Raw genomic sequence first — 13612 nt, forward strand, 5'->3', positions numbered from 1 at the left:
CGGCCTCCAATTCCTGGAGGCCGCTTTTTTGTTTTTTCAACGGGTAAGAAAGGTGCTAGAAGCCTATTTGGCCTTGCCGTCTAGCCAGGCGGCCCGGAACGCCAGCTGCTCGGGCGTGGGCTGCTGGCCGGCTGTTTCCATGGTTACCACTTCCAGCTCTAAATCTTCCTGCAGCGTCACCGGTACGGTGCGCACCTGCCCACGCGAGCGGGCCTCCAACTGCACTACATCACCGGGCTTGTGCTTGCTCAGTAGTTTGTCAAATGTCTTCTGATCTTTCAACTCTTTTCCATCCAGCTTCAGCAATTGGTCACCCCGGTCGAGGCCGGCGGTATACAGCGCATCGTTCAGGAAGGTAGCTGAGCTGATATTCAGAACCTTGTTGTCAAACTTCAACCAGCTTTCCCCCAGCGTGGCTTTGCCGGCGTGCGCCTTGCGGACTACCATCCCGGCGGGGGCCAACAAGGTGGTAAAATCGGGGAGCGTATGCCCGGTAATGTGCTGCCGGAAAAACTGCCCGGCAAAGGCGGTGTCGTGCGTTACCTCGCCCAGTACGCGCTGCCAGTCGGCCAGGGTGTAGGGGCGTTCCGGGGCATAGTCGTGCTGGGGCTTGCCGTGCTGTTGCCACATGGCGCGCATAAAGGCATCCAGGTCGGTTTTGTACTTCTGGCGAAGCTCCAGGTCCAGCGCCAGGGCATTGGCGCCACCTATGATGTAGTAGGAGAGGTAAGTATTGCTGCGGTTGTTGGGGTCGATGCTGACGGCCGCATCCACAAAAGGCGCCTGCTGGCTCATATGCACCGGCGAGTAGCGCTTCGCCCCGGGCGCATTCAGCATGGCATTCACCAGGCCGCTTACGGCAATGCTGGCATACTGATCCGTGGTATACGCCCCGGAGCGACGCAGTAGCAGCTCGCCAAAATACTGGGTAAAGCCTTCGGCAAACCACAGGTTGCTGCTCATGTTCGCCCGGCTGAAGTCAAACGGTTCCAGGTCGCGGGGGCGCAGGCGCTCCACGTTCCAGCCGTGGAAAAACTCGTGCGAAACCGTGCCCAGGTTGCGTAAGGCATCGGCTCCTTTTAACGAGCGGGAATTGGTGACGGAAGTGGAGTTGCGGTGCTCCATACCGTCTCCGCTGGCCTGGGGCAGATAGTCGGCCACAAACGTGTAGCGGCCAAAATCGTATTTCGGCAGCTCACCAAATATGGCGGCGGCTTCTTTTACTACCTTCTTGGTCTGCTCGGTATAGGCGTCAAGCTCAGCATCGGTGCCGGCGTGCAGTACTTGTAGTTCAATGGTCTGGCCCTGTTCCTGCCAACTGCGCACTTTCTGGTTGCCCAGAGAAGTGGGGCTGTCCATGAGGTACTGCATGTGGGGGGCGTAGTAGGTGTTGGCGGCCGTTTCCGGGCGAAGCTGGGTGGCAATCTGCCAGCCGGCGGGGGCGTCAAATTTCACTTCCACCGGCCGCTGTTCCTGCCCCTGGGCATAGGCCAGCGTGGCTGGCATATTCAGGTGGGCGTGCTGGGCATCGATGCCGGCGTAGGTGCCATCGGTCCGGTCGCCGAACAGCGTATAGGTGAAGCGTACAGTGCCATCATGGCCTGTCACGGTCCAGCCATAAGGGTCGGGGCGGGAAATGCTGAGGGCTTTTCCTTTCGAGTCGGTGGCCTGCACGTCGTACACGTTCTTGGCAAACTCGTGCAGGGCATAGCGGCCGGGCGAGCTGCGCGCCATCCGGACCTGCAGCGGCCCGGAGGGTATCTCGGCGAAGGTGACAGTTACCTGGGCCTCGTGGTGTACGGCATTGGGAAAGGCTACCTGGTAGCGAACGGGAGCCTGGGCCAGGGCCGTGAGAGGCAGCGCCAGGGCAAAAAGTAGAGAGGCGGTAGAATGCCGCATAGAGGAAGTTAAGGGTAGAGAGAAGGAATAGGACTTGAAAGTACGGGCCTAATGCTTAACAATGCTGCTTTTGTGGAGCTGCCGGTTGCTGGATCGTAAATTAATGATGATTACAGCCGCTCTGCTTTGCCTTAGCTTTTAGATTTGTCTACGTATACCACGGCTTCCGCCATTCCCCCAAACACCGTGTGGCGCGTAGTCGGCAGCAGCCCAACCCGCGCCAGTTCTTCCCGAATGGGGGGCAGCTTCCGGCCCTGAATCCCGGTAGTCAGCCCAAAAAAGCGGTACATAGAAGCCAGCAGCAGCTTTTGCCAGGCAGTGCGTGGGGGGGCAAAATCGGCCAGCAGCCACGGCGCCTGGGGTTTGCGTACGGCCGCCAGCCGGCTTACTATGTGGCGCAGCCGGGCAGCCGGAAATAAGTCGAGAAAAAAGAAAGTCACGATAACGTCGAAAGCCTCCGTAGGCAGCAAAGAGTCCTCAGTGCCCAAACGAAATTCTACCTGCTTCTGCTGGGTAGGGCTCAGCCCTTGCAAAGTTTGCTGGGAGCGGCGCAGCATAGCCGGCGAGGCTTCGATATACAGGATATGTGCCGCTGGCCGACGCCGGAGTACCTCTGGCAGCACCCAGCCAGAACCTCCGCCAATAATAAGTACACGTGGCGCGCCTGCTGGCAGCCCTTCCAGTGCCAAGCGTTGGGCCCGCAGCAGACTGCGCCCAAATACCAGACGCGCCAGCGGGTCATAAAAGGCAGCTACCCGGTCAAAACCGGCATCAGGCAGTGGCATATGCAAAGATGCGCGGCGCAGCTGAATATCCTTTCCCACGCGGCTTTCGTTTGCAGTAGGCGCCCTCACCGTGTTTTGCTCACCCATGACGAATCATCTGCGCCGCTTACTGGCGGAATTCATCCTGTTCATCACCGAGTTTGCTATAGTGCTGGCTATTGGTGTGTTGGGGGTAGCCGGTTTTCTGGCCATTAGCCGGGAAGTGTTTGATCAGGATGCGGCTACCTTCGATGCCGATGCTTTCCGCTGGACGCAACGGTTGTTTGGCTCCGAGCAGAAGCAGTGGGTGGAAGCTATTACGTTTTTTGCCTCCCGCAATTTTATTGTGGTAGCGGCACTGGCCGTTATTCTATACTTTCTGGTATTGCGCCGGCACCGCTGGTATACTCTCATGGTGCCCGTGGTGGCCTTGGGAGGCATCACGCTCAACATTGCCCTAAAAGGGCTTTATCAGCGCCCCCGGCCATTGCTGCCCCTCACCTCGGCCTCAGGCCTGAGTTTTCCCAGTGGCCATGCCATGATCAGTGCCTGTTTTTATGGCTTACTTATTTACCTGGTATACACCCACGTGCGGCAGCATAAGGTTTTGCGCTGGGGGCTTATAGCTATGTTAGTGCTGCTGATTACCCTCATTGGCCTTACCCGTATTTACCTGCGGGTGCATTATGCTACTGATGTATTGGCGGGTATACTGGCAGGTATTTCCTGGCTGCTGATTGCTATTCCGCTGCTGCGCCGGTTAGAAGGAGTGATAAAAAAGCGGTTTCGTAATGATCCGCAATTGGCTGAAAAACAGGCCTTATAAGCTGATTTCGCAATTTATTTCGAAAAAATGTAGGGCCTGGCTTGACATAAGTTCAATTCGCCGTGTATCTTTGCAGCGTCAAAAGACACCTCCACACGGGAGTTTAGGCTTTTGAACTATTGATGCGCTTGTGGCGAAATTGGTAGACGCGCTGTCTTCAGGCGGCAGTTCCGAAAGGTGTGAGAGTTCGAGTCTCTCCGAGCGCACCACAAAAGCCGGTTCCTTTGGGAGCCGGCTTTTTTTGCTTTTCACCCTTTTGCAAATTGGGTGTGCAAGTCAACGAAGCCTTTGGATTTGCGTTTGGCAGAAAAACGGAAGCCTATGAAAGCCTTCACTGCACGTCTGCTGGCCCGCTTATCGTTAATTACCACGGAAGTGCTGGTGGTAGGCGTATTGTTGTGGGCGGCGTTGCTGGTGTTTTTCTACCTCACCCGCGTGGTGTTCGTCAATAAGTCAGCTACGTTCGACTGGTGGGCATTTTCCTGCATGGATACGCTGCGCTATGCATATCCCTGGCTTACTTCCGGGGTGCTGATTATTACCTTTTTTGCCTCCATGCCTTTTCTGCTGGCCGCCGGGGTAGTGGTTCCGGCAGCGCTGCTGTGGCGCGGCTACAAGCGGGAGGCCTGGGAGCTACTTTGGGCCATAGTGGGCGGCTCCATCCTGAACCAGCTGCTCAAAATCCATTATGAGCGGCTCCGGCCCGATACGGCGCTACTGCCGCAAGCCGGCCTGAGCTTTCCCAGCGGCCACGCCATGATTGGCATGACGCTGTATGGCTGCGTGGCCTGGCTGCTTTGGCGGCATGGTCACCACCCCGCCTGGGCAGCAGCCCTCTTGCTCTGGACGGTACTGATTGGCCTTTCCCGCATATACCTGCACGTGCACTATGCCACCGATGTGGTAGCTGGTTTTGCCGCGGGTTTGGTCTGGCTGATTCTGCTGCGCTTTGCCCTGCACCTGTGGGAGCGTATCGTAGGCGTCACCATCCAGGATGATGTAGAAGTGCTGAAGGAGCAATAAAAGCTCTGACGAGGCGTATGCAGCAAAGCCTCGCTTTAATAAAAAAGCCCCTGACGTCAGAACCGACATCAGGGGCTTTCTATGGAGGCTGGTTCGGTGAATTATAGCTTCACTTTTACCCGCAGCGCCAGCAGGCCTTTCACGCCCTGCAACTCTTCCAGTTCCAGTTCTTCCACCTCCTGTTCCAGCAGGTTGCGGTCCTGGAGGTAGTCAATGTATTCCATGTATTCGGTGGCTTCCCGCGCCTGGGTGTACACCAGGGCCAGTTGGCCAGGCTGCGTCAGCCGCTCACCAGTACCCAGAATGGTGGCTTTGTCGATGCGCTTTTTGATGATTTCGTAGCGGATATTGTAGGTGCCGTCCACATCAAACTGGCGCTCATCCTGCCGGAAGCGAATACTCAGTGGCTGGCTGTGTACCAGTACCAGCTGGGTAGTTTCCAGCGGCATGGGCAATTCATTCTTCAGGGCAGCAGTGCGGCGCGTTATTTCCACCATGGTCAGGAGCTGCCATAGGCGAAGGTTTTTCAGGAAAATCAGGTCGAAGGGCTTGTTCTCCACCAGTGCTCCGCCTACATAAATGTTGTACTCCACGCCATCCGTTTTAAAGCGCTGAAAGTAGTGGGGGAACATCTGCTGAGCCTTCTCTTCCTCTTCATCCAGATAGTCGCTGACCGCATCATTCAGGCGGGTTACGCTCTGCTCAAAGGCCTTGCGCCGCTTGTAGAGAATGCCCAGATCGGGGTCTATATTATCCCAGTATTCGGTAAGGATGGTGCGCAACTCGGGCGTATTGGTACCCAGGTATTCAAATAAGGGCTCCACCTCCGTCTTTATCGACTCCAGAATATTGACTTCATCCCCCGTGATAATGCCCTGGCGCAGGCGGCGCAGGTTTTTATTAACGTAGAACTTCAGTTCGTCCAGGATGGGCAGGGCCTGAAACTCAGAGGCCTTTTTGAGCACCTTATTCGCCAGCGACAAATGTTCAATCAGGTCGCCCTGAATGGCCTCGTTCCGGGCCGTGCTGCTGCCCCGGATATCAGAAGAGCCATGCAGCGGATACACTTCGTGGAACACAATGGGCTCCATTTCGGCGTTTTTGTTGCCGTCTTCTATTTTTTCCAGCAGGTTCAGGGCAGCATCGGTAAAGCGCCATTCCATGGTAGGGTGAATAGCCGTAAACTTCTCTTTGATGATGGCCTGCACCCGGGTCTGAATATCCTCGGCATTGCGCTTCACCGCCACGGCGAACAGAGGAATAAAGGGCGTCACCTTTTCCAGGCTGAACTCGTCCAGGTCGCCCACGTTGGGGGAGCCCAACTCCAGCAAGCCTACCGTGTCGTCGCCGTAGGGGAGCAGGGCCAGAATAGCGCTGCGGATGCCAATACCCAGAATCTGCTGGCGCAGGTCCTCGGGAATATCGGCGGTTTCCACGTTTTCCAGTACCACCGGCTGCCGCTCCAACATCAGGCGGGCATAAATCTGCCGGAAACCGGAACTGACTTCCTGGTTTTGCAGCTGTTTGGTGAGGAAGCTGTGGTTGATTTTGCGTCCAAAATCGACAAAAGCCCGCTTTTTCTCATCGTAAGCAGCAATACCCAACTGCAGGAAGGGTCGCCCGAACAATACGCGCAGCTTTTCCTGAATCTGTTCCAGGCGGTCAGAGGCCTGCAGTACGTCGCGCTCCAGCAGGTCATACTTCAACTCAGAGAGAATTTCCTGGTCCGTTACATCCACCAGATGCACAATATTGAAGCCATGCAGCTCAAAAAGCTCCGGCGGCAATGTCTCTTTCCAGATATCCAGGCGGTGCAGGTTATGGCCCAGGTTTTCAATCTGTTCGGGCGTAAGCTTCGGCGCTTCTCCCTTCACCCGCACCTCAATAAATAAAGAGTTAAACTCCACGCCATAGTGCCGGTACAGGCCAATGCTGTAGTCGGGCACGGTAAAGATAACCGTGCTGTTCAGCGGTAGCTTCACGCCATATACCTTTTCCAGAATGAGCAGGTAGGCCACCCGCGTCATGTATACCTCCATGGTGGCCGCATCAATGTTCAGCGGCTGTTTTACCGTGTGGTTGGGATTAAGAAGTACTTCGGCGAAGCGGGGCGAGTGGTAAAAGCTAAACCGAGCGAAAGGCGGCGTGGCCCCGCTGATATCCGTTTGAAAGGAAGCAGGGGGGAACACGGCCAGCATCAGGGTTTCTACCAGGTCACAGCCGCATTCCAGGGCCGTCATGTCGGTAATAGAGCCCCGGCTCCAGGTAGCTTCCTGCACCTGCTCAATAATAGCCTGGGCCAGGGCAGCAGTGCCTTTATTGGAATCATTTACCCGCTCCTGCCAATAGGCAATCAGGGGCTCCAGGCTGAGCGAGGTAGCAAACGGAAATATCCCGGTAGAGGCCGGGCGTTCTAAGGTCTTAAGCTGCATATAGGTAGTGTGCGGCCGCAGGCCAACAGGGCCTGCCGGGGCAGATGAAGATATATACGCAGCCCGGTTCGCCGCGGCTGCCTACCGGCTCAGCACTACCGGGACTTCGGTATGGCCGTCAGAAGAAGTAACATCCCGCGCTACGCCATTTACTAATAGCTTCTTTTTTCGGTTGCGGTAGCAAGTGACACAGCCATCGGCCTCAAAATCCCCCGCAATATCGAGCTCAGTCAGCTCAAAGCGCAGTTTCTGAGTTGTATTAGGCAGCAATATGGTGTAAGTATAATCCGGTAGCCGACGGGTGCCCTTTCGGACAAAGGGGGCAGCGTGCTCCAAGAGGATGGCTTCGCCCACGGCGGAGGGCAGCCGAACTATCCGTACCGTATCGGGGGGCACTCGTGCTGTATCAGGAGAAGTGTAGGTTGCTGTCTTGGGCCGCGTTTTCCTAATTACCACTACGCTGTCTACTTCATGGGCCCGGAAACCCTGGCCGCTTGTAGAATCCTGCAGATTAAAACGCAGGTACAGGCTGTCGGCATGAGCATCCTGACAATCGACGGCAGAATTGCCGCAGCAGGCTGCTACCAGGAGCATCAGCAGTAAGACAAGAAAAGTAGAGGTAAGGCGGGAGGTCATCGGTGGTAAAGATAAGGATATGCGCCTGCCCCGTATGTACCCAACCTTTATAACCAGCAGTGCCGGCCCTTTACAGAGCCGGCACTGACAGTACACCACTTAATTAAGAGTTATTGCTTCACGAAGCGCTTGGTTTCTACCCCACTGCGTGTGGTTATCTTAAAGAAATAAGTGCCCCGCGCCAAGTCTTCCACATTCACTTCCTGGGAATAGGCACCTTTGTCCTGTTTCTGATTGACTACAGTGCGCAACGTACTGCCGCGGCCATCTAACAGCTCCACAGTCACGGGGCCTGCTTTCTTGACATCGTAGGTCAACTGGCTGGTAGCAGCTACCGGGTTTGGATATACGGCGGTCTGGCCTGCCTCAGGCTGCTTCTGGGTGCGGCGAGTATGCGCGGGGGCATTGGGGTCGAGGAGTAGGAAGGAAACCGGGTTGAAGTACCGGCGCAGACCCTGGTGCTTACGGGTAGCCGGGGCGGACTGTCCTTGCGGAGCGGCTGCTGGATATTTGGCCCGGATTGCCTGTAAATCAGTTTGCCACTGGGCTTGCTGCGGCTGCACTTCAGTAGCCAGCTGGGCAATAGCCGCCTGGTATTTCTGCGCCATTGGCTTTACCTGCTCCATAATGGTACGGCGCTGGGTGCGCAGTACTTTCAGCTGCTCTTTTTGTGCATCGGTTAAGGCTACATGCTGCCGGGGCTGGTCTTGCGGTGCCGGATTAGCGGTGCGGAAGCTGCGGCGCAACTCCTTCTCCTGCTTTTTCAGGGCCTGCAGTTGGCCCCGGTAGGCAGTAAGCTGGGTTTTATCGGTGGCCGAAAGCTGGGATTCCAGCTTCTGCCGCTGCTGCCGTACTACGGGCATTACCGATTGCTGCAGGTAGGTGCGCATTTCCTGGCGCGCCGGCGACTTAGCCAAGGGACGATTCTGGGCCGGAGAGGCAATGGTTATCAGCAGCACAGCTAGCGCTGCTAAAAGTGATGAGAGGGAGAAGAAACGCATACCAAGTAAGGCAAAAGATGAAGTATCTGAATTTGCCCTATAGAGGAACGAAGAGGCCGTAGGTTTAACCAGTAGTCAGAAAAAAACCGTTACAGATAGCTCTGTAACGGTTTTTATATATAGCAAAGGGCTTATTGGTAAAAACGAAATACACTCATTGGCCTTATATCTAAGTGTAGCTTCACTTCATTGCTTTTATTCCTCATCCGCGCTTTCAGAGGAGGTGGGGCTAGGGGCTGCCGGGGCTGGGTTGTAGAGGGTGCCTGTTACTACGCCTGGGGCATCATCTCCCAATTGCCCGGCACTCAGAAGGCGGGTGCGCAACATGGTAGCCGCCGTATCCAACTGCGGTTTTATATTGGCCAGTGCACTTTTCAGCGCTTCTGTATCAGCCAGGCGGGGACCCATGCTCTGCGAATAGCCGTGGTACATGGCCACCTTGATGTTAGAATCGCCGGTGCCTTCATATGTACCCAGCACTTCTCCCTTGGCATCTACCACCTGCAGCTGCGCCCGTACATGGGTGCGGAAATACTCCAGGGGCACTCCAAACAGGCTGGGCGTCAGAAAACCTACCATCTGAATTGCATGCAGCGCTTTGCCATGCCGGGAAGCTTTGGCCTCCAGCACCTGCAGCTTGAGGTAGCCAAATCGGGCGCTGCTATCATTTTTCTCCACTAAATTCTGCGTCGTTTCGCGCTTGAAAAGCTGCGCCGGATCTTCGGGCAAGGAGCCTTCGGTTTTGTCCATGGGCCCGTTCTCCACCTGCACTTCCATTTCCGGCAATCGGGTACTTAATGCTAGTGGCGAAGGCTGATACAGCAGCTGGCTGCCCGAGCGGCATCCGCCCAGCAGCAACGAGGAAGCACTCAAAAGTAGGAGTAGGGGTTGGGCCAGGCGCATAGGGTAGAGCTTACTAGAGGTGGCAAAAAAGATTTCGAAGGTAACACCCTGCTTACCAGTTAGGTACTCTGTAAAATTGTAAAATTTTGTTATTACATATAACTATTATGATAATTTTATTATTTTAATAAATTACAGCGAAACACTGAGTAATTATATAAAATAAACAAGTTTAGGTTGTGCTGTTTGCGGGTGTGCTGGGCTTTATAATGCACTAAGTATTGGAAAAATGAAAAGGCCAGCGCCCTCGCAGAGAACACCGGCCTTCTGTATGAGTGGCAAACCGACTAGCCTGCGTGTTGCACAAGTGAGCTGTCAGCTTCTGCCAGATCGGCTACTGGCTCAGCGTGGTAGTTGTCGATAAACTCACCTTCCCAACGGGCAATAACAGCAGTAGCCAGGCAGTTGCCGGTTACGTTTACGGCGGTGCGCGCCATATCCATCAGGGCATCAATACCCAGAATAATAAACACAGGCCAGGCAGGCAGGTTGAACGAAGCAACGGTGGCCAGCAGAATTACCAGGGAAGCGCGGGGTACGCCGGCCACGCCTTTGCTGGTCAGCATGAGCGTAAACACCATAATCAGCTGCTGGCCGAACGACAGCTCAATGCCGGCAGCCTGAGCCACGAACACCGCCGCCAAGGACAGATACAGCGTGGTGCCATCCAGGTTAAAGGAATAGCCGGTAGGCATAACAAAGGCTACCACGCGGCGCGGTACGCCAATACTTTCCATGGCCTCCATGGCCCGGGGCAACGCTGCCTCCGAGGAGGTAGTGGCAAAGGCAATACTTACGGGCTCGGCAATGGCCTGCACAAAGCGCTTTACCGGAATGCGGGCTATCAGGGCAATGGGCAGCAGCACCACCAGAATAAACACTACCAGGGCCCCATACAGGGTCAGCAACAGCTGCAAGGCATTCAGCAGCGGCGCGAAGCCCATTTTGCCTACCGTGTAAGCCATAGCACCACCCACCCCAATAGGAGCAAAGTACATGACCACATTGGTGAACTTGAACATCACCTCTGAAAGGCTCTCCGACCACTCCAGCATAGGCTTACGGTGCTTCTGATGCACCATAGCCAGGCCAATGGCGAAAATGATGGCAAATACCACCACCTGCAATACCTGCCCATCGGCTACGGATTTGGCAATATTCTCGGGGAAGATGTGCAGAATAATATCGGAGGTGCTCTGGTGCACGGCTTCCAGCTTCTCTGAGTCGGCCTGAATAGCGCCTTGGTTGATACCTACCCCTGCTTTGGTCAGGTTAATAGCCGCCAGCCCGATGAATAGAGCAAAGGTGGTGACCACCTCAAAGTACACCAGGGCTTTCAGGCCCATTTTACCTACCTGCTTGAGGTCGGCGTGGCCAGCAATGCCCACTACCAGCGTACCAAATACCAGCGGAGCAATAATGGTTTTTACCAGGCGCAGGAAAACGTCACTCAGTACTTTCAGGCTCATGGCCTGCACTGGGAAATCGTGGCCAATTTCGGCCCCCACCAGCATGCTCACCACAATCCAGAAAGTAAGAGAGCGGCGCTGGGTAGCATAAGCTGCCAGTGCTAACAGAGCCAGCCAGCGGGCCGCCAGGGGCACGGCCGGCGCTAACGGCACCACCTGATAGGCGCCGAGCAGCGTGAGCACCGCCGCCACAATAAATAAAACAAGAACAACAGGAGTGAGGCGGGAAAACTTCATGCGGGCAAGTGAGGGGAACAAACGGGGGGAATGTCAGCAAAGATAGGTTTTTGGTCTTGCTAAGCGTAATGAGGCTTTAGAGGTCCTGCTAAATGGTTTTCAACCCCCAGCAATTTCCACGTTATTTGAGGCTACATGTGCGGCTCATTTGCCCGCTGCCCCTATGCTTCACTGGTCTCTGCATACCCGCACGCTGCCGCTGCGCTATACTTGGAAAATCTCGCGTAATGCCTCCACCGAAAAGGTGAATTTACTGGTGCGTGTAGGGCGGGAGGGAAGCGCCGGGCCCGTAGGTTGGGGCGAGGCTGCACCCAACGTGCGCTACGGCGAAACACCAGAAAGCCTGCAAACCGATTTTGCCCGTCTGCTTTCAGCCGGCCTGCAGCATGTAGGCGAGGAGCAGGACTTACAGGAGCTACTGGATGCGCAGCAGCCAGCGCATGCCTTGCGTTTTGCGCTGGAATCAGCCTTTATCCATTATGAAGCTGCTCGGCGGGGCCAAACGGTAGGAACCTATTTAGGAATAGATGCTGCGCCTGGGGTGGTGCCCACAGCATTTTCGCTGCCGATTATGGAGCCTGAGGCCGTGCCCGAATTTGTGCGCACCCACGCCGTGGCCCGCTTTCCGTTGCTCAAACTGAAGGTAAATCAGGAAAGCGGCTTGGCACTGCTGAAGGCCCTCACAGAATGCCTGCCTGGCCACCCCCTGCTGATTGATGGCAACGAAGCCTGGCAGGAGCCCGATAGTCTGCTGCAGTTTCTGGAGCAGGCCCAGATGCTGCCAGGCCTGCAGGTGCGCCTGCTGGAGCAGCCCATGCCCGCCGCCTGCATCGAAGGCTACCGCTACCTGCACGCCCGTATTCCCTTCCCGGTGTTTGCCGATGAATCGGTAACGGACACCGCAGACTTTGCCGAGGTGGCCCGTCAGTTTCATGGCGTTAATATGAAACTAATGAAGGCCGGCGGATACCGCAACGGCCTTCATATTCTGGAGCAAACCCGCGCCCATGGGCTGCAAACGATGCTAGGCTGCATGGTAGAAACGTCCCTGGGCATCTGGTCGGCGCTGCAGGTAAGCCCGCTGGCACAGATCTGTGACCTGGATGGGTTTCTGATTGTGCGAGACGAGCCGTTTGGCCTGGTGCAGGAAACCGGCGGTCAGCTAACTCCTCAGGCCAAGCTGCCCGAACTGGATTTAGCTAACCCCACCGTTATTTAATATTCTTCAGCTGCTCTTCCAGGGCCTGAATCTGCTGATCCAGCTGGGAGGTGTCCGTAGGGCGCTGCGCATTTGCGCTGAGCAGGCTGATTTTCTGATTTAGTAACTGAATTTTCTGGGCCATCAGATCCATGCGCGTATTCAGAGACGTCAGGCGGGCATCAAACGTTTCGGGTGAAATAGCAGCACCTTTCTCTACGTAGCGGTCAAACTGCGCATCGGCGGGGGCTTTCTCCCCACGGGCAGCAGCGGCGCTGCCGGGCGTGGCAAAAACAATTTCTCCCTTGGCGGTTACAAAGTCGCCTTCGCGCAGTGTGGTCATTTTGCCGCCAGGCAGTTCTACAATGCCACTTTTGTAATTGATTTTAGTGCCATTGGCCAGGCGAATGTTTTGGGTGAGGCCGGTAGTCTGGTTCCCCTGACGCAGCACTACGGTGCCGTTCTGCATGATATATTGTGCATTGCCGCTAACGGTTTGTTTAGTTTGCGGCGTGGTTTTGGCTTGCGCCGCTGCGCCCAGAGGCGCCAGCAGGGCAAAGCTTACTAGCAAAGTAGGGAAGAAGCGTTTCATGGGAGTTTTTCTTCGGTGATTTCGGCCTACATACGCAACCCTGCCGGAGAAGGTCGAAGGCAGATGGTCAAACTAATAAATTTCAGAAAGTTGTGAAACTATGTTTGTACATTAAATGTATGTACATATATTTGCAACGAATTCCTGATGACACTTACTTGCTGTATGAAAATCGAAGATGAAATCCAGCAACGCACTTTCCAGAGTGAGTACCACAAGATGCATATCAACCTGGTGTTTACAGCAAACTGGCTACAGTTCCGGCAAAGTGCGGCCTTCAAGGAGTTTGACCTCACGCTGCCCCAGTTTAATGTGCTGCGCATTCTGCGGGGGCAGCACCCCAAGCCGGCCACAGTCAACCTGCTTATTGAGCGTATGCTGGATAAAACCAGCAATGCCTCACGCATTGTAGACAAGCTGGAAGCCAAAGGGCTGGTTACCCGCACCGTGTGCCCCAGCAACCGGCGGGCCGTGGATATTCTGATTACCAAGGCAGGGCTGGACTTGCTGCAGCGTATGGATGCCGTTGTCTCGAATCAGACGCTGGGGCTGCAAAACCTCACCGAACAAGAAGCTTCTCAACTGAATGCGCTGCTGGATAAGCTGCGCGGTTAATTACTACACTTCTCCTT

At 55.4% G+C, this 13612-nt stretch carries 12 protein-coding genes and 1 tRNA gene; 5 read left to right on the plus strand and 8 right to left on the minus strand.

The window, feature by feature from the left end; translation table 11 throughout:
• Positions 1 to 63: 63 nt before the first annotated feature.
• Together Q4G72_RS07225 and Q4G72_RS07230 are read right to left on the minus strand one after the other, a co-directional pair.
• Positions 64 to 1899, minus strand: a complete 1836-nt coding sequence (locus Q4G72_RS07225; RefSeq protein WP_303310743.1) for a M61 family metallopeptidase — start codon at positions 1897 to 1899, stop codon at positions 64 to 66.
• A gap of 131 nt (positions 1900 to 2030) precedes the next feature.
• Positions 2031 to 2684 carry a class I SAM-dependent methyltransferase gene (locus tag Q4G72_RS07230; protein ID WP_303310744.1) on the minus strand — a complete coding sequence of 218 codons (654 nt, stop codon included), beginning with the start codon at positions 2682 to 2684 and terminating at the stop codon, positions 2031 to 2033.
• Between the two features lie 85 nt (positions 2685 to 2769).
• Between Q4G72_RS07230 and Q4G72_RS07235 the strand changes: the two genes are divergently transcribed.
• The 3 genes from Q4G72_RS07235 to Q4G72_RS07245 all read left to right on the plus strand — a co-directional run bounded on the left by Q4G72_RS07235 (position 2770) and on the right by Q4G72_RS07245 (position 4512).
• Complete coding sequence (locus tag Q4G72_RS07235) at positions 2770 to 3489, plus strand: phosphatase PAP2 family protein (protein ID WP_303310745.1); 720 nt, start codon at positions 2770 to 2772, stop codon at positions 3487 to 3489.
• 124 nt (positions 3490 to 3613) lie between these two features.
• Positions 3614 to 3698: transfer RNA gene (locus tag Q4G72_RS07240), tRNA-Leu, on the plus strand.
• Positions 3699 to 3810: 112 nt separating this feature from the next.
• Positions 3811 to 4512, plus strand: a complete 702-nt coding sequence (locus Q4G72_RS07245; RefSeq protein ID WP_303310746.1) for a phosphatase PAP2 family protein — start codon at positions 3811 to 3813, stop codon at positions 4510 to 4512.
• Positions 4513 to 4613: 101 nt separating this feature from the next.
• Here the strand turns inward: Q4G72_RS07245 and Q4G72_RS07250 are convergent, their stop codons facing one another.
• The 5 genes from Q4G72_RS07250 to Q4G72_RS07270 all read right to left on the minus strand — a co-directional run bounded on the left by Q4G72_RS07250 (position 4614) and on the right by Q4G72_RS07270 (position 11190).
• Positions 4614 to 6944 (minus strand): GAF domain-containing protein, encoded by a 2331-nt coding sequence (locus Q4G72_RS07250; RefSeq protein WP_303310747.1) that lies wholly within the window; start codon positions 6942 to 6944, stop codon positions 4614 to 4616.
• Between the two features lie 81 nt (positions 6945 to 7025).
• Complete coding sequence (locus Q4G72_RS07255) at positions 7026 to 7580, minus strand: hypothetical protein (RefSeq protein ID WP_303310748.1); 555 nt, start codon at positions 7578 to 7580, stop codon at positions 7026 to 7028.
• A 110-nt stretch (positions 7581 to 7690) separates the two neighbouring features.
• Positions 7691 to 8581, minus strand: coding sequence for a T9SS type A sorting domain-containing protein (locus tag Q4G72_RS07260; protein ID WP_303310749.1), 891 nt, complete (start codon positions 8579 to 8581; stop codon positions 7691 to 7693).
• Positions 8582 to 8776: 195 nt separating this feature from the next.
• The gene (locus Q4G72_RS07265; RefSeq protein WP_303310750.1) at positions 8777 to 9484 is read right to left on the minus strand and encodes a hypothetical protein; all 708 of its coding nucleotides are present in this window, start codon (positions 9482 to 9484) and stop codon (positions 8777 to 8779) included.
• A 287-nt stretch (positions 9485 to 9771) separates the two neighbouring features.
• Positions 9772 to 11190 carry a dicarboxylate/amino acid:cation symporter gene (locus tag Q4G72_RS07270; protein ID WP_303310751.1) on the minus strand — a complete coding sequence of 473 codons (1419 nt, stop codon included), beginning with the start codon at positions 11188 to 11190 and terminating at the stop codon, positions 9772 to 9774.
• 163 nt (positions 11191 to 11353) lie between these two features.
• On the opposite strand from Q4G72_RS07270, the gene Q4G72_RS07275 reads away from it, so the two are divergent.
• On the plus strand, positions 11354 to 12409 hold the full coding sequence (locus Q4G72_RS07275) for a dipeptide epimerase (RefSeq protein WP_303310752.1): 1056 nt from the start codon (positions 11354 to 11356) through the stop codon (positions 12407 to 12409).
• Here Q4G72_RS07275 and Q4G72_RS07280 read toward each other — a convergent pair.
• The gene (locus Q4G72_RS07280; protein ID WP_303310753.1) at positions 12402 to 12980 is read right to left on the minus strand and encodes a DUF6799 domain-containing protein; all 579 of its coding nucleotides are present in this window, start codon (positions 12978 to 12980) and stop codon (positions 12402 to 12404) included. The two genes, Q4G72_RS07275 and Q4G72_RS07280, sit on opposite strands and share 8 nt — an antisense overlap.
• Positions 12981 to 13145: 165 nt before the next feature.
• Here Q4G72_RS07280 and Q4G72_RS07285 point away from each other — a divergent pair, with 165 nt between their 5' ends.
• On the plus strand, positions 13146 to 13595 hold the full coding sequence (locus tag Q4G72_RS07285) for a MarR family winged helix-turn-helix transcriptional regulator (protein ID WP_303310754.1): 450 nt from the start codon (positions 13146 to 13148) through the stop codon (positions 13593 to 13595).
• The last annotated feature ends 17 nt before the right edge of the window (positions 13596 to 13612 follow it).

It is taken from the genome of Hymenobacter sp. BT730, from assembly GCF_030542105.1.
Classification (GTDB): domain Bacteria; phylum Bacteroidota; class Bacteroidia; order Cytophagales; family Hymenobacteraceae; genus Hymenobacter.

What these genes read in the sequence shown, in the direction of transcription:
- Q4G72_RS07230 (WP_303310744.1), bottom strand. Translation starts at nt 2,684, where the DNA reads ATGCCACTGCCTGATGCCGGTTTTGACCGGGTAGCTGCCTTTTATGAC.
- Q4G72_RS07275 (WP_303310752.1), top strand. Translation starts at nt 11,354, where the DNA reads ATGCTTCACTGGTCTCTGCATACCCGCACGCTGCCGCTGCGCTATACT.
- Q4G72_RS07235 (WP_303310745.1), top strand. Translation starts at nt 2,770, where the DNA reads ATGACGAATCATCTGCGCCGCTTACTGGCGGAATTCATCCTGTTCATC.
- Q4G72_RS07250 (WP_303310747.1), bottom strand. Translation starts at nt 6,944, where the DNA reads ATGCAGCTTAAGACCTTAGAACGCCCGGCCTCTACCGGGATATTTCCG.
- Q4G72_RS07255 (WP_303310748.1), bottom strand. Translation starts at nt 7,580, where the DNA reads ATGACCTCCCGCCTTACCTCTACTTTTCTTGTCTTACTGCTGATGCTC.
- Q4G72_RS07270 (WP_303310751.1), bottom strand. Translation starts at nt 11,190, where the DNA reads ATGAAGTTTTCCCGCCTCACTCCTGTTGTTCTTGTTTTATTTATTGTG.
- Q4G72_RS07285 (WP_303310754.1), top strand. Translation starts at nt 13,146, where the DNA reads ATGAAAATCGAAGATGAAATCCAGCAACGCACTTTCCAGAGTGAGTAC.
- Q4G72_RS07260 (WP_303310749.1), bottom strand. Translation starts at nt 8,581, where the DNA reads ATGCGTTTCTTCTCCCTCTCATCACTTTTAGCAGCGCTAGCTGTGCTG.
- Q4G72_RS07280 (WP_303310753.1), bottom strand. Translation starts at nt 12,980, where the DNA reads ATGAAACGCTTCTTCCCTACTTTGCTAGTAAGCTTTGCCCTGCTGGCG.
- Q4G72_RS07245 (WP_303310746.1), top strand. Translation starts at nt 3,811, where the DNA reads ATGAAAGCCTTCACTGCACGTCTGCTGGCCCGCTTATCGTTAATTACC.
- Q4G72_RS07265 (WP_303310750.1), bottom strand. Translation starts at nt 9,484, where the DNA reads ATGCGCCTGGCCCAACCCCTACTCCTACTTTTGAGTGCTTCCTCGTTG.
- Q4G72_RS07225 (WP_303310743.1), bottom strand. Translation starts at nt 1,899, where the DNA reads ATGCGGCATTCTACCGCCTCTCTACTTTTTGCCCTGGCGCTGCCTCTC.